The sequence below is a fragment of the Idiomarina sp. ST20R2A10 genome, from assembly GCF_051842345.1.
Classification (GTDB): domain Bacteria; phylum Pseudomonadota; class Gammaproteobacteria; order Enterobacterales; family Alteromonadaceae; genus Idiomarina; species Idiomarina loihiensis.
This window is the reverse complement of sequence record NZ_JBNIEY010000011.1, coordinates 1-19,470: the sequence shown is the minus strand read 5'-3', so window position 1 is coordinate 19,470 and position 19,470 is coordinate 1. Positions and strand designations below refer to the sequence as shown.

The following is a 19,470-nucleotide window of genomic DNA, read 5'->3' as shown; positions in this document are numbered from 1 at the left end:
AATAGGTTCCAGTCGCAGGAATAAACCCAATAATCGCATAACCTTTGACTCTTTAAAGTAATTATTTGTTAATCTGAGGCAAGATTATAAAAACGGAGAACAATCTTATGCACAAGAGTCTCGCTTTAGTTGCCTCTTTAACTTTAATGGGCTGCTCAATCGTTTCTGCGCCCGTTACTGCAGAAGAAGCCCCGAATAACCACAAGCGTATGCTGCCGGTCGACACCGAAGTCGTTACCGAACACAGCGTAGAAATTAAGGGCGAAACTGTCGACTACACAGCCACCGCAGGAACTCAACCCGTGTGGGACGACGAAGGCAATCCGACCGCATCGCTATTCTACACCTATTATGAACGTCAGGACGTTGATAACCGCGAATCTCGTCCGATTGTATACTCCTTTAACGGTGGCCCGGGTTCGGCATCTGTCTGGATGCACATTGCTTACACCGGTCCAAAAGTGCTAAACCTGAGCGATGAAGGTTACCCGGTTCAGCCTTATGGCGTGCAGGACAACCCGCACTCCATTCTCGATGTTGCCGACATTGTTTTCATTAACCCGGTTAACACCGGCTATTCGCGCGTACTGCCGAATGAAGAAGGTGAAATGCCGTCTCGCGAGAAGCAAAAAGACATGTTCTTTGGCGTTAATGCCGACGTGAAATACCTGGCCGAATGGATGAATACTTTTACTTCACGCATGAACCGCTGGCAGTCGCCTAAGTACTTAATTGGTGAAAGCTATGGCACAACCCGTGTATCTGGCCTTGCACTAGAGCTTCAGAATAGCCAGTGGATGTATTTGAACGGTGTTGTTTTAGTTTCACCAACTGATATCGGCATTGACCGTGACGGACCGGTAAAACAAGCGAACCAATTACCTTACTTTGCAGCCGCCGCCTGGTATCACGACGCACTGCCAGAGGCTTTACAGAGTAAAGATTTAGACGAATTATTGCCTGAAGTAGAAAGCTTCACTCTGAACGAGTATTTACCTGCATTAGCCAAAGGCGCCATGCTACCAGATGACGCACGTGAACAAATGGCAGAACAAGTCGCTAAATATTCAGGCCTTTCGAAGCAGGCTGTACTGGATAACAACTTAGCGCCAAGCACCTGGTACTTCTGGAAGGAGTTACTGCGTGACCGTGACCGTACCATTGGCCGTTTAGACTCGCGCTACCTTGGACTTGATGAAAAGCGCGCTGGTGACCGTCCGGACTTTAACGCCGAACTGACTTCATGGTTACACTCGTTCACGCCAGCCATTAACTACTACCTGCGTGAAGAATTAAACTTTGTGACCGACATTAAATACAACATGTTTGGCCCAGTTCACCCGTGGGATCGCACGAACAACAACACCGGTAAGCAACTGCGCCAGGCCATGGCACAAAACCCTTATCTGAACGTGTTAGTACAGTCAGGTTACTTTGACGGTGCAACCAACTATTTCGACGCGAAGTACACAACCTGGCATTTGGATCCAAGTACTCAGATGACTGATCGCATTGACTTTAAAGGTTACCGTAGTGGTCATATGATGTATCTGCGTCGTGCTGACCTGGAGAAGGCGAATGATGATTTACGCGAGTTTATTCGTAAGTCTGATTCAAAAGGCAAACCGGCAGAATATAAATAGAAAGTATAAACTGAAAGAAAAACAACTATTGACAGACTTTCGCGCAAGCGTTAGTTTGTCAGCATTAAATTGAATTAACAGAGCTATACAACTTATGTTTTTACGCACAACAACACAACATTGGTGGTGGCACTTCCCAAACGAGCGGGTGGTGTAGTTGTGCGTGTAACGTAAATAGCTTCACTTTGAGAAACCCGCTCCTTTGAGCGGGTTTTTTGTTGCCGTTTCACTGGAGCAGGTTTGAACAACAACAAAAGAATACGAGGTCTGAGGTGAAAAACCTGACAACTGAACAAAACGGCAATTTAGAAACACTACGAGTGTCGCTGCCCTATCAGGCGGAGCCACTAAAAGTATTTCAGAATACTTGCAGCACACAAGGTGAACATTTACTGCTGGACTCAGCTGATATCGGCACCAAGCAACAAGTAAAGAGCTTGCTACTGATTGATGCGGCGTTACGAATTACCTGTAACGACCAGCAAGTCACTATTATTGCCCTGACCGATAATGGTGCTGTTCTGCTCAGCTGGATTGAAGAGCAGCTCAAAGATAGTGCCGCCATTGAAAGAACGCCTGAACAACTGAGGTTAACTTTCAGTGCAGCAAATACACCGATTGACGAAGACTCCCGCTTACGTCAAATCAGTAACATGGAGCCGCTGCGAGTACTCCAACAAAAGCTCAATAAAGCCAACAACACAGCAAAACAGCATCCGTTTTCGGTTTTCCTCGGTGGTGCTTTTGCCTATGACTTCGTCGCCAGCTACGAGCAACTACCGCAAGTTGATGAAGGCGAGAACAACTGCCCTGACTATGTCTTTTACCTGGCGGAGACCTTGCTAATTATTGATCACCAACAGCAAACCACTGAGCTGCTTGGCAGTGTATTCAGCGGTAAAGGCCACGACCAACGTTATCAAGCTATGAGCCAGCGTATAGGAGAACTGGCCGCACGTTGTCAGCTACCGGCAATAGAACCTCAGCCTCAACCGGTTGATGTACAAGTAACGGCCACGCCCTCAGCGGAAGAATTTGCACGCATTGTGACCCGGCTAAAAGAAAACATTGTCGCGGGTGACATTTTTCAGGTTGTGCCGTCCCGACGTTTTAAAATGCCCTGCCCTGACCCGTTAGCCGCTTATCAGCAATTGAAAAAGAACAACCCCTCGCCCTATATGTTTTTTATGAGTCATCCGGACTTTTGTCTGTTCGGTGCTTCGCCTGAATCTGCATTGAAATACCAGCAGGACATCAATCAGGTAGAGCTTTACCCTATTGCAGGTACCCGCCCCCGCGGTAAGAGCGCCGACGGCAGCATTAGCCCTGATCTCGACAGCCGCATGGAACTGGAACTGCGGCTTGACCAAAAAGAACTGGCAGAGCATTTAATGCTGGTTGATTTAGCCCGCAACGATTTAGCCCGTATTAGCGAAACTGGCACTCGCTACGTTGCCGATCTACTTCAGGTTGACCGTTATTCTCATGTGATGCATTTGGTATCACGCGTAGTAGCAAAACTACGAAACGATTGCGATGCCCTTCACGCTTACCGCGCCTGCATGAATATGGGAACTTTAGTTGGCGCACCCAAAGTGAGTGCTGCGACTTTAATCCGTCAGGCCGAAAAGCAACGCCGCGGCAGCTACGGCGGCGCTGTTGGGTATCTGGCCGGGAATGGCGACATGGATACCTGTATTGTTATTCGCTCCGCTTTCGTTAAAAACAACCAAGCCATAGTGCAAGCCGGTGCTGGCGTAGTACATGACTCAGACCCGACCAGCGAAGTAACCGAAACCGAAAACAAAGCTAAGGCCGTTATTCTGGCAATTCAGCAGGCTCACACTTTACCTGACCAGGAGGCGGTATAATGACTCAGTCAGCTCGTATCGTACTGATAGATAACGTCGACTCGTTCTCGTACAACCTGGTGGATGAGTTGCGCCAGTTAGGCTTTCCGCTGGTTGTTTACCGTAACCAGCTGGCCGCAGCCGATGTGATTGAACAGCTGGAAAGTTACAGTGGCCCTCAATTGGTCTGCCTCTCACCCGGCCCCGGGCACCCAGCAAACGCAGGCAACTTAATGGAAGTGATCCGATACTGCAGTGGTCGCATACCCATGCTGGGTATTTGCCTCGGCTTTCAGGCGCTCATTGAACACGCCGGTGGCCGCGTGGATACCTGTGGTGAGATTGTTCATGGTAAAACCGCAAAAATAGACACCGTGCCACACCCGGTGTTTGTCAGCGCGACAGACAACAACCAATGCGTTGTGGCTCGTTACCACTCGCTTAGCGGTTATGACCTGCCCTCCACAGTGAGCATAATTGCCAGTTTGGATGGCCCTGACGGTAGTATTCCTATGGCTGCTGAATTCTTCGGTAAAGAAGAAAACAACACCAATGCCATTGGTTTTCAGTTTCACCCTGAATCGCTTCTAACGCCAAAGGGAAAACAATTACTTAGCAACAGTATTCAGTATTTACTAACAGGAGCAAAGCCATGAAAGCCCTACAAACTCTGATGTCTGGTGAGTCTCTGACACAAGATCAAACCCGTGAGTTTTTCCAGCGCTTAATTAAAGGCGAGCTCAACGACATTCAGGTATCCGCCGCACTTATCGCCATGAAAATGCGGGGCGAGACCCCAGCCGAGTTAGCCGGTGCCGCTGAAGCCATATTATCCGCAGCGAAGCCATTCTTACGCCCGGACACCACAGTCATTGACAGTTGCGGTACCGGCGGCGATGGCAGTAATACCATCAATATTTCTACGACGGCGGCTTTAGTTGCCGCCAGTATGGGTCTGGCTGTGGCCAAACATGGTAATCGCAGTGTGTCTTCACGTTCAGGCTCAGCTGATGTACTCGAAGCACTCAAACTTCGCGTTAATCTGGATCCGTCGGATGCCTCGACTCAGTTAGCCGATAATGGTTTTTGCTTTCTATTTGCTCCGCATTATCACCCCGGCATTAAGCATGCGATGCCGGTAAGACAAACGCTGAAAACACGCACCTTATTCAACCTGATTGGTCCTTTAGTTAACCCTGCGCGTCCTGATGCTCAACTGCTCGGTGTTTATAGCGAGGAATGGGTAAGACCAATGGCTGAAACCCTGCAACGACTGGGGGTTAAACGTGCTATGGTCGTACACGGAAGCGGGCTGGATGAACTGGCTCTGCACGGGCCAACGCGAGTTATTGAACTGCGCAACGGCGAGCTCAATGACTACCATGTAACACCTAATGACTTTGGGGTTCCCAGCGCCCCGCTTGATGAACTGAAAGGCGGTGACGCTGACTTTAACGCTCGTATTCTGGAAGACATTCTTGCCGGAGGCGGCAGCCCCGCTCAGCGCCACTCGGTTGCAATGAACGTTGCCGCTTTGCTGTATTTAAGTGGACAATACAACGATATGAAAGCCGCAACCGCAGCAACAATGGAGCATTTAGACACCGGCCAGCCACTCTTGCATTTACGTCGGGTGCAGGATGCTCAGGAGACCTATCATGTCTGACACCATTCGTTTAGAAAAGAACGTGCTGAAAACGATCGTTGAGCGCAAGGTTGAGCAGAACAAAACTCAGGCCGAGCTCATGCCCCTGAGTGAAATAAAGTCTCAGCTCAGGCCCAGTGACCGTAGCTTATATGAAGCACTAAGCGGTGAGCGGGCAGGCTTTATTCTGGAGTGTAAAAAAGCCTCTCCTTCAAAAGGTTTAATTCGTGCTGACTTTGACGCACCGCAACTGGCAAAAAGCTACCAGCCGCATGCCGCAGCTATTTCCGTATTAACCGAGCCTGAGTTTTTTCAGGGGCGACTGGACTATCTGACAGCCGTGCGCCGGCAGGTTACCCAGCCGGTTTTATGCAAAGACTTTTTTATTGATGAAGAGCAAATTTACCGCGCCCGCTACTTTGGTGCGGATGCCATTTTGCTTATGTTATCAGTCCTCGATGATGCGCAATATATCGCCCTGCGCGATATAGCTGAGTCACTTGCGATGGATGTACTCACCGAAGTTGCCAACGAAGAAGAAATGAAACGTGCCGCAAAACTGGATGCGAACATCATTGGCATTAACCACCGCGATTTAACAGACTTGAGCATTGAGCCGAACCGCAGTGCGCAGTTAGCTCCGCTGGCTCCCCAAAATGCCTTACTCATTGCAGAGTCGGGTTTTGCTGAGCACGCCGACATTCGCCGGGTTGCCCCTTTTGTTAACGGCTTTCTTATCGGCAGCGCATTGAGCGCCCAGCCGGACGTTGATTTAGCCTGCCGCAAACTGCTTTATGGACAAAATAAAGTTTGCGGTCTGACTCGCGCTGAAGATGCCATAAACGCACGTTCTCAGGGTGCGGTATTCGGGGGACTGATATTTGTTGAGCGTTCACCTCGTTGTGTGACACTGAAGCAGGCAAAGCAAATAACAACTGAAGCAAACGGACTTGAGTATGTGGGTGTTTTTGCTGATCAACCGTTAGAGAGCCTTATCGACACGGCAAAATACGTCGGGCTCTCTGCTATTCAACTGCACGGCCATGAAGATATCGACTATGTTGTTCAATTACGTCAGCAATTGCGTCAGGCAGGTCTGGAAACAGTCAAAATATGGAAAGCTTTAGCTATTGAAAGCCCGGCACAGTTGCCGGATCTTGCGGTTGATGCCTTTGTTCTGGATAACCGCGGTGGTGGCAGCGGCAAGGCTTTTAACTGGGAGTTGCTGGAACCATTAAGTACAGAGGAGCGTCAACGTTGTCTGTTAGCCGGAGGCATTGGCCCTGAAAGCATCAGCAGTGCAATAGAGTTAGGCTTTGCCGGAGTGGACATTAACTCTCAAGCCGAATGGAAACCTGGCATTAAAAATAGCCAAAAAGTAGCTCAAACATTCACGAAAATCCGCCATTATGGTCGTTTTTCAGAAAAACATCTTTCAAATAAGAATACCCAACAGGAGGCTGTATGAGTCAGTCATTACCCGCTTATTTTGGCGATTTCGGCGGCCAGTTCGTTCCTGAGATCTTACTACCCGCACTAGAGCAGTTGGAACAGGCCTTTATAGAGGCACAACAGGACGATGACTTTCAGGCTGAATTTCGCGGATTGTTGAAAAACTACTTAGGCAGACCGACACCACTGAGTTTGTGCCGTAACCTGCCGCTGAACAGCCCGAATAAAACCAAAATTTACCTTAAACGTGAAGACTTACTTCATGGCGGCGCCCACAAAACCAATCAGGTGCTGGGACAAGCCTTGTTGGCTAAACGCATGGGCAAAACGCGCATTATTGCCGAAACCGGCGCAGGTCAGCACGGCACCGCAACAGCCCTGGCCTGCGCGCTGCTGGACCTGGAATGCATTATCTATATGGGTAAAAAAGATGTTGAGCGCCAGCAACCCAATGTCTTCCGCATGGAATTAATGGGCGCGAAAGTGGTACCTGTAGATACCGGCAGCGGTACGTTAAAAGATGCGGTCAACGAAGCTCTGCGTGACTGGACAGCAAGTTACCCCAACACCCATTACTTATTAGGCACAGCTGCAGGCGCACACCCTTTCCCGACTATAGTGCGTGAATTTCACCGTATGATTGGTGAAGAAGCTAAAGCCCAGATTATTGAGCAGGCGGGTCGCTTACCGGACGAAGTTATTGCCTGTGTCGGCGGCGGCTCCAACGCCATTGGTATGTTCGCCGACTTTATCGACGAGGAAGGTGTTGATTTAGTGGGTGTTGAGCCTGCGGGTAAGGGCGTGGAAACCAAGCAGCACGGCGCTACACTGGCTGCGGGTAAACCGGGAATTTTGCATGGTTGCCTGTCGTTTCTAATGCAGAACGACGAAGGACAAATTGAGGAGTCCTATTCAGTATCAGCCGGTCTGGACTACCCCGGCGTGGGCCCTCAACATGCGCATTTAAAAGCTATTGGTCGCGCGCGATACGAATCAGTAACCGATGAAGAAGCACTGGAAGCCTTTAAACTGCTCTCGCGCCATGAAGGTATTATTCCTGCGCTGGAACCGGCCCATGCGCTGGCTTACGCGCTCAAACGGGCCGCTGAGCCGGATGCTCCGGAAATATTATTACTTAACTTATCCGGCCGCGGCGATAAAGACATTGACCACGTACGTCGTATTTTTAGTGCTCAGGAAAATGCTGAAGTTAGCGCGAAAGGAGAACAAAAATGAGCCGGTATGAAAGCTGTTTCGCACAATTAAAAGCTAATAACCAGGGTGCCTTCGTTCCTTTTGTCACGCTTGGTGACCCAACTCCGGGGCAAAGTGTGGAAGTTATCAAGGCTCTTATTGATGGTGGCGCCGATGCGCTGGAACTCGGTCTGCCATTTTCAGACCCGGTTGCAGATGGCCCCATGATTCAGCGGGCAAATTTACGAGCCCTGGAGTCGGGAACAACCTTTAAGCATATTTTAGAGATTTTAAAAGAAGTTAGAGACTATTCACCACAGATCCCCATAGGTTTATTGGTTTACGCAAATTTGATCTACGCGAAAGGTGTTCGCAACTTTTACCAACAAATGAAAGATGCAGGCGTAGATTCAGTGCTTATTGCCGACGTTCCTACAAAAGAAGCTAAACGCTTCGCCGACATAGCCAAAGAAATTGGAATTGAAGCGGTGTTTATTGCGCCGCCAGATGCTAGTGATGCGCTGTTAGTTGATATCGCTAAACAATGTGCCGGCTATGTCTACCTACTGAGTCGATCCGGGGTTACCGGTGCTGATACACAAATGCAGGCCCCCGCTTCGGAACTGATTAACAAACTGAAAGAAGCCGGTGCACCGCCGACTTTACTTGGGTTTGGTATATCGCAGCCTGAACATGTTCAGCGGGCGCTTGCGGCAGGTGCCGACGGCGCTATTAGTGGCTCAGCTGTGGTTGCGCTTATCGAGAAAAACCTCGACAATAACGCGCAGCAAGTAGCGGACTTAAAGGCTTTTGTAAAAGCCATGAAAGCCGCAACCCAATTGTCGTAGAGTTGCCTCCGGAGTAGTTAATGGCCCTGTTGTTAGAATATTTACCCATAATCGCCTTTTTTGTGTTTTACAAACTAGCGGATATTTACGTTGCGACTGGCGTATTAATGGCCGGTACCGTATTACAGCTACTGGGTCTTAAACTCCTCAAGCAACCTATAACCACTCGCCACTGGGTCATCCTGGCGGTTGTTATGGTCTTTGGTGCCGTCACGCTGTTACTGCGCGACGACTGGTTCATTAAAATGAAAGTATCCGTCGTTTACGTGGCCATAGCGCTCATGCTTTTAGGCGGCTTAATATGGAAAAAGCGCAGCCCGATTCAGGCCATGATGGGTAAAGATATAAAGCTGCCAGATACCGCCTGGTTGCGCTTAACCTATGCCTGGATCATATTCTGCCTGGCACTGGCAGCAGTAAACCTCTACATTGCGGAATTCTGGAGCCAGGAGGCATGGGTTAATTTTAAAGTCTTTGGCATACTGGGTATTTCACTCGTATTCACAATTGGTACCGGATTCTATATGTACCATCACGCCATTGATGAGGAGACCCAGGACTAATGTGGTTTGTTATTTTCGCAGAAGACCATGAGAACTCTCTGGAAGGTCGTAAGCAGGCACGCCCTGCTCATCTTGAACGCTTAAAAGCGTTGCAAAATGACGGTCGCCTGCTCGTCGCAGGCCCCTGTCCGGCCATCGCGGAACTGGACCCGGGTGTGCTTGGTTTTACCGGCTCTGTGGTCATCGCTGAATTTGAGACTCTGGAAGAAGCAGAGCTATGGGCTAACGACGACCCCTACTGGCAAGCCGGTGTCTATAAAAAAGCAACGGTTAAGCCATTTAACGCCGTTTTACCGAACTAATCAGGTTAATTAGTGACTATGCAGAGCGTCGAACTTACCGCCAATAATCGCTACCTGCATTGTGTCCGCTTTGAGCCTGAATCGAGCGCTAAGGCCACTGTTGTTATAGCTGCTGCGTTAGGTGTGAAACAACGTTTTTATCAACCCATAGCCCTCTGGTTAAGCAAACAGGGTTACCGCGTCATTACCTTTGACTATTATGGTATTGGCCAGTCCGTTGATAAGCCTTTGAAACAAATCAAGTCTGATATTATCGAATGGGCCGAGCTCGATATGACCGCCGTGATTGACTATGCTCAGTCCTGCCAAAGGGGTGAGCCCTTAATTTGGCTAGCACATAGCCTGGGCGGCCAAATTGTCGCCATGGCGCAGAATGCCAACAAGATAGATAAGATGGTGACCATAGCCAGTGGCACCGGTTATTGGTTAAAAGCCAGCAAACAGGTCCGTTGGACATCATGGTTACTCTGGTATTTTGCAGCTCCTATTAGCACACCTATTGCCGGTTACTTTCCCGGTAAACGCTTAAACATGGTTGGCGATATGCCCGCAGCAGCGATGAAACAATGGAGCCGCTGGTGCCGCAGTAAAGACTATTTGTTTGATAACATCAGTACTGATCAAAAAGTCCGTTACGATGAATTTTCTGCACCCATCAGCGCCTTTCATATTACTGACGACGAATTGTTGCAACGCTCCAACATCGAAAACCTGCTGTCGCACTACCCTAACGCAGAGAAGGTATTAAAAGACTTGCAACCGGAAATAACCGAAAGCAAAGGTATCGGGCATTTCAACTTCTTTCGCAGTCAATTCAAAGAGTCTCTCTGGCGTAAAAGCTTGCTAGACGCACTGCAGGTCAATTAAAGTCGTTATAGAATCAGTCTAATTAATAAAGGCGCTTTGCAATGCACTACCAAATCGAACTGGCGTTATCTTTACTGGCAGCTCTGGCGTTAGGCTTGATGATAGGCATTGAACGCGGCTGGAGCGGCAGAGACAGTGATGAGGGCACTCGTGTTGCCGGCGTACGAACCTTCAGCCTAATAGGTCTTAGCGGCGGTGTTTTTGCTATTTTAGCTCAACAATGGGGCGTATGGCTTATCGTTACCGGTTTCATTGTTGTTGCCATACTCATTGCATCGTCTTATATAAGTTATAGCAAGCTCTCCGATGACGCAGGTATTACCACCGAATTCTCAATGCTGCTGACTTTTGCACTGGCAATTTGGGCTGCCTCTGGTGATCCTCTACCTGCGCTCAGTTGCGGTGCGGTAGTTGTTGCTCTTCTCGGCCATAAAAAAAGTCTGCACAAATTGCTTAAATGCATTTCACCTAAGGCCTTTTACTCAGGTATCACACTACTATTGATATCTGTGGTGGTTCTGCCTTTGCTGCCAAATGAAGGCTACGGCCCCTGGCAGGCGTTGAACCCCTACTGGCTTTGGTGGATGGTCGTTTTAATTTCGGGTCTGTCTTTTATTGGCTATCTGTTTACCCAACTGCTGGGAGAGAGGCGCGGCACTTTGATTACCGCAATCGCCGGAGGCTTCGCATCATCCACAGCCGTTACCCTAACTATGGCTCGTTTTGCGAAAAAAAACTCTCAGAGCGTAATTTACGCCAGCGGCATGCTGCTCGCCTGTAGCATTATGTTCCCGCGAGTTCTTATTGAGGTCTTTGTGGTTAACCGTGAACTTTTACCATTATTGTGGCCGCCTATTCTTCTCATGTTCGCCGGGTTATTAACTGTCATAACACTCATGTACAGACAACATAAACGTAATCCTCCCTCCGAAACCGGAGAGATTACCATCAATAACCCACTGCAACTGACCACTGCTATCCAGTTTGGTATTTTATTAGCAGTTATTTTGTTATTGGCAGAGGCAATGAAAAACTGGTTTGGTGATGCCGGGATATACGGCCTTTCCATAATATCCGGTCTGATGGATGTTGACGCTATTACCTTGTCACTATCACGCTCAGCTCAGAGCGAACTCTCGCGCCAGGTAGCCGCTACGGGAATTATCTTAGCCTGTGTCAGTAATACTCTGCTTAAAGGCATTATGTTCGCTTCTGTCGCCGGTATTAAATTGCACTATCGTTACGCTATTTACATGATTTTAAGCGTTATTCCCGGCTTGCTTTACGCCTTTTGGCAGTTTTAATTATCACAAACGCAGGACAACAATTATGAAATCAGCTCCTGACTGGATTGCACATCCGGATACACCTTATTTGCTCATCGATGAAGCTAAATTGAAGAGTAACATTAACTATCTTAAGCAACGGGTTGAGTCCCTTGGCAGTCATTTACGCCCGCACTTAAAAACCCTGCGTACTCTGGAGGCGGCTGAGTATCTACTCGATAGTAAGAGTGCTCCGGCCACAGTATCAACGTTAGCTGAGGCCGAGGCCTACGCGAAGGCAGGTTATACCGATTTACTTTATGCTGTTGGCATAGCGCCGGCAAAGCTAAAGCGTGTAGCCGCACTAAGACAGCAAGGCATTAATCTGCATATTCTTTTAGATAATATAACGCAGGCACAAGCGGTTGTTGATTATGCTGCTGAGTTTGGGCAAGACTTTTCCGTTTTTATTGAAATAGACAGTGACGATCACCGTGGTGGTATTAAGCCAAGCGATTCAAAATTGTTAACCATTGCAAAAACACTTGGCGAGCATTTCACCGGTTTAATGACCCATGCCGGTGGCTCATACGCCTGCAATACGGAACAAGGCTTAAAAAACTTCGCCAAACAAGAATGCGATGCCGTTCGAATAGCACGAAACAACCTGGAAACCGCCGGTATTCACTGCGCTATAACCAGCGTTGGTTCAACGCCGACAGCTCATTTTGGCGAAGACTTTAGTGACATTAGTGAAGTCAGAGCCGGCGTTTACACCACCTTTGACTTAGTCATGAAAAACATCGGTGTATGCGACTTCTCGCACATAGCCATGTCCGTCGTCACCACAGTAATCGGCCACAACAAAGAGAAGAATTGGCTGCTGACTGACAGCGGCTGGATGGCATTGTCGCGTGATCGTGGAACAGCGGGTCAGAACCGTGATTTTGGCTATGGACAAGTATGTAAAATAGACGGTTCTGTGCTTGATGGCCTTTGTGTTAATAGTACCTCGCAAGAGCACGGCGTTATAGAGTTAAGCGACGCTTACCAATTAGAAGACTTTCCCGTTGGTCATCAGCTACGCATTATGCCCAATCATGCCTGTGCCACTGCCGCCATGCATCCCGTTTACCATGTGCTAATGAGTGACGGTTCGCATAACACCTGGCAACGCATTACTGGATGGTAATCAACTGCACCGCTTCTTAGTTGCCAGGTTACAAGCAAAAGGGAAAGCTACAAGCTTTCCCCTTCTTTTAAAATCACGATTTCAGCTGATGTGCCAAATTTCTCTGCCATATTCAGAAAACGAGTTAGTGCCGAGTGAGAGGATAGATCTCCCATCCCCCAGCTGGCGTTGCCGTAACCCCAGGGGATAAATACTTTGCAATTAAGTTCAGCGGCTGCCGTCAGAGCATCTTCCGGAGTCAAGTGAACGTAGCGGTACCATTCAGGTGACTCCTCACTGTAATAAGACGCTATCGACAACAGACACACATCAATATCACCGTAGCGCTTGTTTATTACTTTAAAGTGTTCTGAATAGCCGGTATCTCCGGCGAAAAGCAACGTCTTCCCCTTGTTTTCGATTAACCAGGCATTCCAGGAGTCTTTATTGTTATCTTCGTAAATAAAGGGAACCAAGGTACGGCTACTAAAATGATGAGCAGGCACTGCAGTCACCAGAGAGTCACCTACTTTCTTCGAAGAAAACCAACCGAGTTCAGTTATATTTGCTCCAATGGATGGAAAGTGATCGGCCAGATTCAATGGCACTAAGTATTCGGGCTTGCGCCCTATGGTTTCAATATCGCTCTTATTAAAATGATCGTAATGAATATGAGAGTATAATACCGCATCGGTGGCATCAATCAGCTCTGGATCTTGCTCCACATTCACCTTTCGCTGTTCACCTCCAACAAGTGAAAACAGCCAGTTAACTGGCCAGTCAAAGTCATTGAAGACTGGATCCGTTAAAAACGTCTCTCCGCTTGAGGTTTTAATGACAAAAGCTGCGTGACCCAGCCATTTAACAGAGAAATCCGTCCCCCCGAGGAAAGCATTCTTATTTCCAGTGTACTGACACAACCCATCGCTACCACACTGAATATCGCTACGAGGCTTATAGCAGTCTTGTTTACAGGTTAACGGATAGCTCTTCTTACCCGCGTCCAGGTTTTTAAAGCGCCCGGTTTTCTCATTAGTTGGCTGAGATTCCTCTTCTATTGTTGTTACAGAATTTGCGCTACAACCTGTTAATACCAGTGTTAGCAATGCCAAAGTATTTACTGAAACTAAAGTTCTAAACATTGACACCGGCATCCCACCTCTAAAGTTTAACTAAAACAAGAAAGCTAATATCAATACGTTAAGAGGTCACGCGCTAAATTGTTAGTTTTTGTAACACTAAGGCACGAGCTCTGATATTACCTGATAACCTCAGTAGTCACTTTGATAACACCTAAATCAAGATCAGCTATTTTATCAAAAGCGGAGCGTGACAAATCAATCACTCTGCCATCAATAAACGGCCCACGATCATTAATTTTCACCACAACACTTTTGTTGTTAGCAATATTGGTGACTCGAACTTTGGTTCCAAACGGCAAGGTTCGGTGAGCCGCGGTGCTGGAAAAGTGATTATAAGTCTCACCGCTTGCGGTAGTTCTGAATTGATACTTCATGGCGTAGTAGGAGGCTTTACCAGACTCTCTAGTACCAACTAAGTTTTGAGGGCTTTCAGCGGGAATAGAAGTACACCCGGTAAGCGCCAGCATAAAAATGCCAACGCCAAGGGTTAATTGTTTAAGTGGATACTGGTTTTTTGTTTTCATTTCTCAATTTTACTGAGTTCCGAAAACACTGTCCGTTAAGAAAACAAAAAGACGTGTAAAGAATTAAACACTTGCCTTAAAAGCTTCTCGTACTGTCGGATACTCAAATTCAAAGCCATGATTACGCAGTTTATCCGGCACCACAGCTTGCCCTTCAAGTAGCATCGACGACATTTCACCCAAGCCTAACTTAAGGACAAACGCCGGTACTCTCATAAAGTGCGGTTTATTCATAACCGATGCCAGAGTACGACTAAAGGCTTCGTTAGTCACTGGTCCGGGAGCCGTCATATTAACGGGCCCCGACAGATTATCGTGCTCCAACAGATACTCAATGGCTCGAATCATATCGTCCAGCTGAATCCAGGACATCATCTGATTGCCCTCACCCAACGGACCACCTAAACCAAACTTATAAGGCGGCAGCATTTTTGCTAATGCTCCCTCTCCTTTTGCCAAAACGACACCGGTACGCAGCAAAACTACACGAGTTGCATCTTTTGCTGCCAAAGCCCGTCGCTCCCACTCTTGACACAAAGTAACAGCAAAGTCCTTATGCTCAGCGACATGGTCTTCATTAACCGGCTCTGCATCACGCGGACCATAATAGCCAATGGCCGAGCCACTCAAAAAGGCTTTAGGTGGCTTTTCTGCTTTATTAATCATGGCGGCGAGCTTTTCTGTCACCTGCCAACGACTGTCTTTCAGGGCTTGCTTACGGGAATCAGACCAACGTTTATCAGCAATACCTTCGCCCTGTAAGTTTATAATCGCATCAAACTGACCAATATCCACAATTTCATCGACCGAAGACAGCAAAGTTACATTGTCGCCCAGCTTTTTTCTCGCCCTTTCCCTGCTGCGAGTGGTGACCGTAAACTGATGCGTGTCCTGGTACTTATGAATAAACGCTGAGCCAATAAGCCCAGTACCACCTGTCATTAAAATGTTCATCGGTCACCTCTTTTATGTTCCATCAGGCCAGCTTACGTATAAGCTGTGCCGTATTTCTCTGAATGAGCCGGTGGCAGGATAAACGACCTAAAACAGCCACCACAACAGCACCAAATACCGGCCCTAACAACCAAAGCTTCCAATGAATCACTGGCGTCATATTGAATACCTGGTTTTGCAATATAAATAGCGAGACTTCCATGGCTAAGGTTGCTATTAGCCCGCTAATTGCCCCAAGCACCAGAAACTCATAAGTAATACTGCGACTCAATAATTTACCCGGCGCTCCCAGGGTTCGTAAAATCACCAGTTCCTTCTGCCGTTCTTCCATACTGGCCTGCACTTGCGCAACCAGCACTAAAGCTCCGGCAATAATGACCAGCACCAGTACAAAAACAATGGCTAAACTGACCTGCCCAATCACCTCGCGAATCTGATTAATCATAGCGTCCAGATCAATCAACGACGTTTGCGGAAAAGGTTTAAACAATTGGTACAATTCGTCTTTTCGGTCTTCACCCAGTCTAAAACTGGTGATGTAAGTTGCCGGAAAATCTTCCAGTGTCGAGGTATTAAAGATCATGTAAAAGTTTGGCTGCAGGGTATTCCAGTCGGCTTTACGTAAACTGGTTACCGGCACAGTGAACTCTTCGCCACCTAAGTTAAAGCGTAGTTCATCACCCACTTTTATATCCAGTCGTTCGGAGACATTTAATTCGACAGAGACCTGAGGTTCAGCGTTGTCGCCCCACCACTCTCCAGCAGTAAGTTCGTTGTTAGGTGGCAAGGTGTCTCGCCAGGTCAGTGAAAGCTCTCTTCCTATACCTTCGCGGCCTTCAGCATCATCGTCATCACGATCTTCCTTGGTGACTTCGTCTAGCAGCTTCTCGCCATTAATATGGGTTAAGCGTCCCGGTACAATGGGGTACAGATCAGTCGACGGAATGTTCTCTCGCTCAAACATGGTCTGCATGTCATCAACTTTGTCTTCGGCTATATTGATGGCGAAATAGTTTGGCGCATCCGCTGGTAACTGACTTTTCCAGTCTTCCAGTAAGTCGTTACGCAAAACAATAACGAGCAACAACAGCATAATGGCGGTTGAAAAACTCAGCATTTGAACACTGTTGGCGGCTGCTCTTCTTTGTAAGCCCGCCATAGCCAGGCGCCAGCTACTGCCTGCTTGCATACCCGCCTTACGGCTGGCAGAAATAAACAGCCGGCCTAATCCAAGCAGCAGCACAGCGGCGACTGCACCGCCTGCAAATAAGGCTGTCGATAACCACCACTGCTGGCTGTAAATAACCAGCAATGCGTAAATGGTTCCGCCACTTAGTACCCATTGTAGCCAGCGTACCGCGTTACCTGCCGTTAACTGACGGTGCAGCACGCGCAGCGGCGGAATAGAAACCAGCCGAAATAACGGGTACAGAGTAAACATAACGGCACTGATAACACCGGTGGCTCCGGCTAAAACATAAGGCTGCCAGCCCGCCTGAGGTAAAGTCGCATCCAGTTTCTGTGCGACCCACTCAATAACCAGATACTGAAGAGCCCAGCCAAGCGCCATACCGATGGCCACACTCGCAGCGGTTAATAGCAACAGGTGCAGCATAAAAATACGACGGATTTGCTGACGACTGGCACCTAAGGTCTTGAATATGGCGACCACATCGTAATTTCGTTGGCAATAACGCTGTGCTGCAACCGCAACAGCTGTTGCAGCCAGAACCACACCAAGTAAGCTTGCGAGCATCATAAAGCGCTCGGCACGATTCAGCGACCGTGACAACGGACTGTCGCCATCTTCAATACTACGCCAGCTGTGCGTATCGTCATTCAGGCGTGGTAACAGCCAGTCTTCGTAGGCATTAATATCACTGTTATTACCAGCCATCAGCACATTAAAACGAACCCGGCTGCCGGGTTGAATCAGACCGGTTTCTTCCAGCTGCGAATGGCGAATCAATACGTTAGGACTGTCGGTAAAAACTGAAAAGCCAACGTCAGGCTCGTAAGTAACCACCTTAGTGACTTTAAAGCTACTATTGCCCACTTCAATATCATCGCCAATCTCTAATTGCAGCGCCTGAAACAGCTGCGAAGCTACCCAGGCTTCACCTTCTGCGGGCAGCCCTTTGGCAACGTAACCCTGCCCAAAAGGTTGATCCGCTATTTCCAGCTCACCGCGCAGCGGATAACCGTCACTCACCGCTTTAACATCCACCAGGGTCATGTTTCCATCAGCAAAAGCCATGGAATTGAAAACCACTTTCCAGGCGGTTTTCAAGTTCATTTGCCCGGCTTGCTCAAGCCACTCCTGCGGAATATCGCGTCTGGAACTTAGTACTCTGTCGGCAGCCAGAAACTCACTGCTACGTTCAGTTAATCCTGCTTGCAGACGATCACTGAAAATAGACAACGAAAGCACTGCGGTCACCGACAAAATAATAGCCAGTGCCATAATGGTCAGTTCACCGCGCCTCAGCTCCTGCTTTAACAGACGAAATGAAATCTTATGCCACATCCTGAGCTGCCTCCGATAGCTGGCCTGCTTCCATTTGCAACACGCGCTGACAACGCGCAGCAAGTCGCTGATCATGGGTGACCACAACAAGTGTGGTGCCATAATCCTTATTCAAGTCAAATAGCAGCTCTTCAACCTTGCCGCCGGTTTTTGCATCAAGGTTACCGGTAGGTTCATCAGCAAACAGAATTTTGGGTTGTCCAACAAAAGCCCGAGCAATAGCTACGCGTTGCTGCTCACCGCCAGACAGTTGGTTCGGATAATGGTGCCAGCGATCTTCCAGCCCAACCTTCGCCAGTAATTCTCTGGCTTCTTTCTCTGCGCCTTTATGTCCGGCCAGTTCTGCCGGCAGCATAACGTTCTCTAAGGCACTTAAGCTAGGTACCAGCAGGAACGACTGAAAAATGAAGCCGACTTTGTCAGCACGAACTTTTGCGCGCTGCTCCTCATCCAATTCGCTTAATTTTTCGTTCTCTATAAGAACCTCTCCGGAGGATGCGAGGTCTAAACCCGCCAGTAGTGACAATAACGTCGACTTACCTGAGCCGGAAGCGCCGACAATGGCTACGGTGTCACCGGCATTGATACTGACGTTAATTGGCTGCAGAATCTGTAATGGACCCTCAGAGGTGTCTACGGTTTTTTCCAGTTGTTGAGCTTGAATGAGCATAAAATGAAAAACTTCCTTTTGAAAACGTGTTTATTTTTAGCGCTGTTGTTGGTTATACGCAGCGTTTCCGCAAATGTCTCACTTGTCGTTTTAGGTGACAGCTTAAGCGCCGGTTATGGGCTTTCTCAGGAACAAACCTGGGTTGCCGAGTTAGATCGCCGCTGGGAGAGCTCTCATCCCGATATTAACATCATTAACGCCAGCATTAGTGGCGAGACCACTCGTGGTGGTTTGCGCCGCTTAGAAGGCGTTTTAGAGCGTCATAAACCCGACGCATTATTTATTGAGCTGGGTGGTAATGACGGACTTCGTGGGTTCGACCTAAACACAGTTCGTTCAAATTTGAAACAAATCATCGACCAGGCGCAGCAACAAGGCGTTAAAGTCGGTTTGAGTCAGGTTATGGTGCCACCAAACTATGGCCAGCGTTTTGCTGAACAGTTCCAGAAAATGTTTGAGGAAGTTGCAGAAGAAAAAAATGTGACACTCATACCTTTCTTTATGGAAGAAATAGCAACAAATGCCGATTACGTGCAGGATGATGGCATTCACCCCACCGCGGAAGCCCAGCCAAAGATAGCTGATTTTCTGGAACCTTATTTACTGAAGTTGGCGCAGTAGCGAAAGCCAGAAACAAAAAAAACCGCCTGCGGGCGGTTGATTTAAGTGGCGTCCCCTAGGGGATTTGAACCCCTGTTACCGCCGTGAAAGGGCGGTGTCCTAGGCCACTAGACGAAGGGGACCCATGGAACTTAATTTAATATATGCAGAAAAGTAATGGCGTCCCCTAGGGGATTTGAACCCCTGTTACCGCCGTGAAAGGGCGGTGTCCTGGACCACTAGACGAAGGGGA

The 19,470-nt window shown here is 48.2% G+C and carries 18 protein-coding genes, 1 tRNA gene and 1 other annotated feature; of the genes, 13 read left to right on the top strand and 6 right to left on the bottom strand.

Annotation, left to right across the window (positions count from 1 at the left end; all coding sequences use genetic code 11):
• Positions 1-107 precede the first annotated feature (107 nt).
• The 12 genes from ACP7H9_RS12575 (at position 108) to ACP7H9_RS12520 (ending at position 12,821) form a co-directional block, all read left to right on the top strand.
• On the top strand, positions 108-1,643 hold the full coding sequence (locus tag ACP7H9_RS12575) for a S10 family peptidase (RefSeq protein ID WP_011234986.1): 1,536 nt from the start codon (positions 108-110) through the stop codon (positions 1,641-1,643).
• A 115-nt stretch (positions 1,644-1,758) separates the two neighbouring features.
• Positions 1,759-1,863 (top strand) — a sequence feature (Trp leader region).
• A gap of 52 nt (positions 1,864-1,915) precedes the next feature.
• Positions 1,916-3,514, top strand: a complete 1,599-nt coding sequence (locus ACP7H9_RS12570) for an anthranilate synthase component 1 (RefSeq protein WP_414018963.1) — start codon at positions 1,916-1,918, stop codon at positions 3,512-3,514.
• Complete coding sequence (locus tag ACP7H9_RS12565) at positions 3,514-4,149, top strand: anthranilate synthase component II (protein ID WP_153849988.1); 636 nt, start codon at positions 3,514-3,516, stop codon at positions 4,147-4,149. The genes ACP7H9_RS12570 and ACP7H9_RS12565 overlap by 1 nt, the downstream gene beginning before the upstream one ends.
• Complete coding sequence (trpD, locus tag ACP7H9_RS12560; protein ID WP_153849987.1) at positions 4,146-5,159, top strand: anthranilate phosphoribosyltransferase; 1,014 nt, start codon at positions 4,146-4,148, stop codon at positions 5,157-5,159. The genes ACP7H9_RS12565 and trpD overlap by 4 nt, the downstream gene beginning before the upstream one ends.
• Entirely contained in the window at positions 5,152-6,606 is a 1,455-nt protein-coding gene (trpCF, locus tag ACP7H9_RS12555) for a bifunctional indole-3-glycerol-phosphate synthase TrpC/phosphoribosylanthranilate isomerase TrpF (RefSeq protein ID WP_414018961.1), read from the top strand. The genes trpD and trpCF overlap by 8 nt, the downstream gene beginning before the upstream one ends.
• Positions 6,603-7,826, top strand: coding sequence for a tryptophan synthase subunit beta (trpB, locus tag ACP7H9_RS12550; RefSeq protein WP_011234991.1), 1,224 nt, complete (start codon positions 6,603-6,605; stop codon positions 7,824-7,826). Before trpCF ends, trpB begins: the two co-directional genes overlap by 4 nt.
• Positions 7,823-8,632 carry a tryptophan synthase subunit alpha gene (gene trpA / locus ACP7H9_RS12545; protein WP_110013859.1) on the top strand — a complete coding sequence of 270 codons (810 nt, stop codon included), beginning with the start codon at positions 7,823-7,825 and terminating at the stop codon, positions 8,630-8,632. The genes trpB and trpA overlap by 4 nt, the downstream gene beginning before the upstream one ends.
• 20 nt (positions 8,633-8,652) lie before the next feature.
• Positions 8,653-9,195, top strand: a complete 543-nt coding sequence (locus tag ACP7H9_RS12540) for an inner membrane-spanning protein YciB (protein WP_110013860.1) — start codon at positions 8,653-8,655, stop codon at positions 9,193-9,195.
• Positions 9,195-9,497, top strand: coding sequence for a YciI family protein (locus tag ACP7H9_RS12535; protein WP_110013861.1), 303 nt, complete (start codon positions 9,195-9,197; stop codon positions 9,495-9,497). Before ACP7H9_RS12540 ends, ACP7H9_RS12535 begins: the two co-directional genes overlap by 1 nt.
• A gap of 18 nt (positions 9,498-9,515) precedes the next feature.
• A complete protein-coding gene (locus ACP7H9_RS12530; RefSeq protein WP_110013862.1) occupies positions 9,516-10,364 on the top strand; it encodes an alpha/beta hydrolase family protein in 849 nt (282 codons plus the stop codon).
• A gap of 41 nt (positions 10,365-10,405) precedes the next feature.
• The gene (locus ACP7H9_RS12525; RefSeq protein WP_110013863.1) at positions 10,406-11,668 is read left to right on the top strand and encodes an MgtC/SapB family protein; all 1,263 of its coding nucleotides are present in this window, start codon (positions 10,406-10,408) and stop codon (positions 11,666-11,668) included.
• Positions 11,669-11,693: 25 nt separating this feature from the next.
• Complete coding sequence (locus ACP7H9_RS12520) at positions 11,694-12,821, top strand: DSD1 family PLP-dependent enzyme (RefSeq protein WP_110013864.1); 1,128 nt, start codon at positions 11,694-11,696, stop codon at positions 12,819-12,821.
• 47 nt (positions 12,822-12,868) lie between these two features.
• Here the strand turns inward: ACP7H9_RS12520 and ACP7H9_RS12515 are convergent, their stop codons facing one another.
• From ACP7H9_RS12515 to ACP7H9_RS12495, 5 genes are all read right to left on the bottom strand, one after another.
• Positions 12,869-13,942, bottom strand: a complete 1,074-nt coding sequence (locus tag ACP7H9_RS12515) for an MBL fold metallo-hydrolase (protein ID WP_287797767.1) — start codon at positions 13,940-13,942, stop codon at positions 12,869-12,871.
• Between the two features lie 116 nt (positions 13,943-14,058).
• Entirely contained in the window at positions 14,059-14,466 is a 408-nt protein-coding gene (locus ACP7H9_RS12510) for a septal ring lytic transglycosylase RlpA family protein (RefSeq protein WP_287797365.1), read from the bottom strand.
• 63 nt (positions 14,467-14,529) lie between these two features.
• Positions 14,530-15,420 carry a TIGR01777 family oxidoreductase gene (locus ACP7H9_RS12505; protein ID WP_287797366.1) on the bottom strand — a complete coding sequence of 297 codons (891 nt, stop codon included), beginning with the start codon at positions 15,418-15,420 and terminating at the stop codon, positions 14,530-14,532.
• A gap of 22 nt (positions 15,421-15,442) precedes the next feature.
• On the bottom strand, positions 15,443-17,947 hold the full coding sequence (locus ACP7H9_RS12500) for an ABC transporter permease (RefSeq protein WP_287797368.1): 2,505 nt from the start codon (positions 17,945-17,947) through the stop codon (positions 15,443-15,445).
• Positions 17,937-18,617 carry an ABC transporter ATP-binding protein gene (locus ACP7H9_RS12495; RefSeq protein WP_110013869.1) on the bottom strand — a complete coding sequence of 227 codons (681 nt, stop codon included), beginning with the start codon at positions 18,615-18,617 and terminating at the stop codon, positions 17,937-17,939. Before ACP7H9_RS12495 ends, ACP7H9_RS12500 begins: the two co-directional genes overlap by 11 nt.
• A gap of 3 nt (positions 18,618-18,620) precedes the next feature.
• Between ACP7H9_RS12495 and ACP7H9_RS12490 the strand changes: the two genes are divergently transcribed.
• On the top strand, positions 18,621-19,238 hold the full coding sequence (locus ACP7H9_RS12490) for an arylesterase (RefSeq protein WP_011235004.1): 618 nt from the start codon (positions 18,621-18,623) through the stop codon (positions 19,236-19,238).
• Positions 19,239-19,284: 46 nt separating this feature from the next.
• Here the strand turns inward: ACP7H9_RS12490 and ACP7H9_RS12485 are convergent.
• A tRNA-Glu gene (locus ACP7H9_RS12485) sits at positions 19,285-19,360 on the bottom strand.
• Positions 19,361-19,470 lie beyond the last annotated feature (110 nt).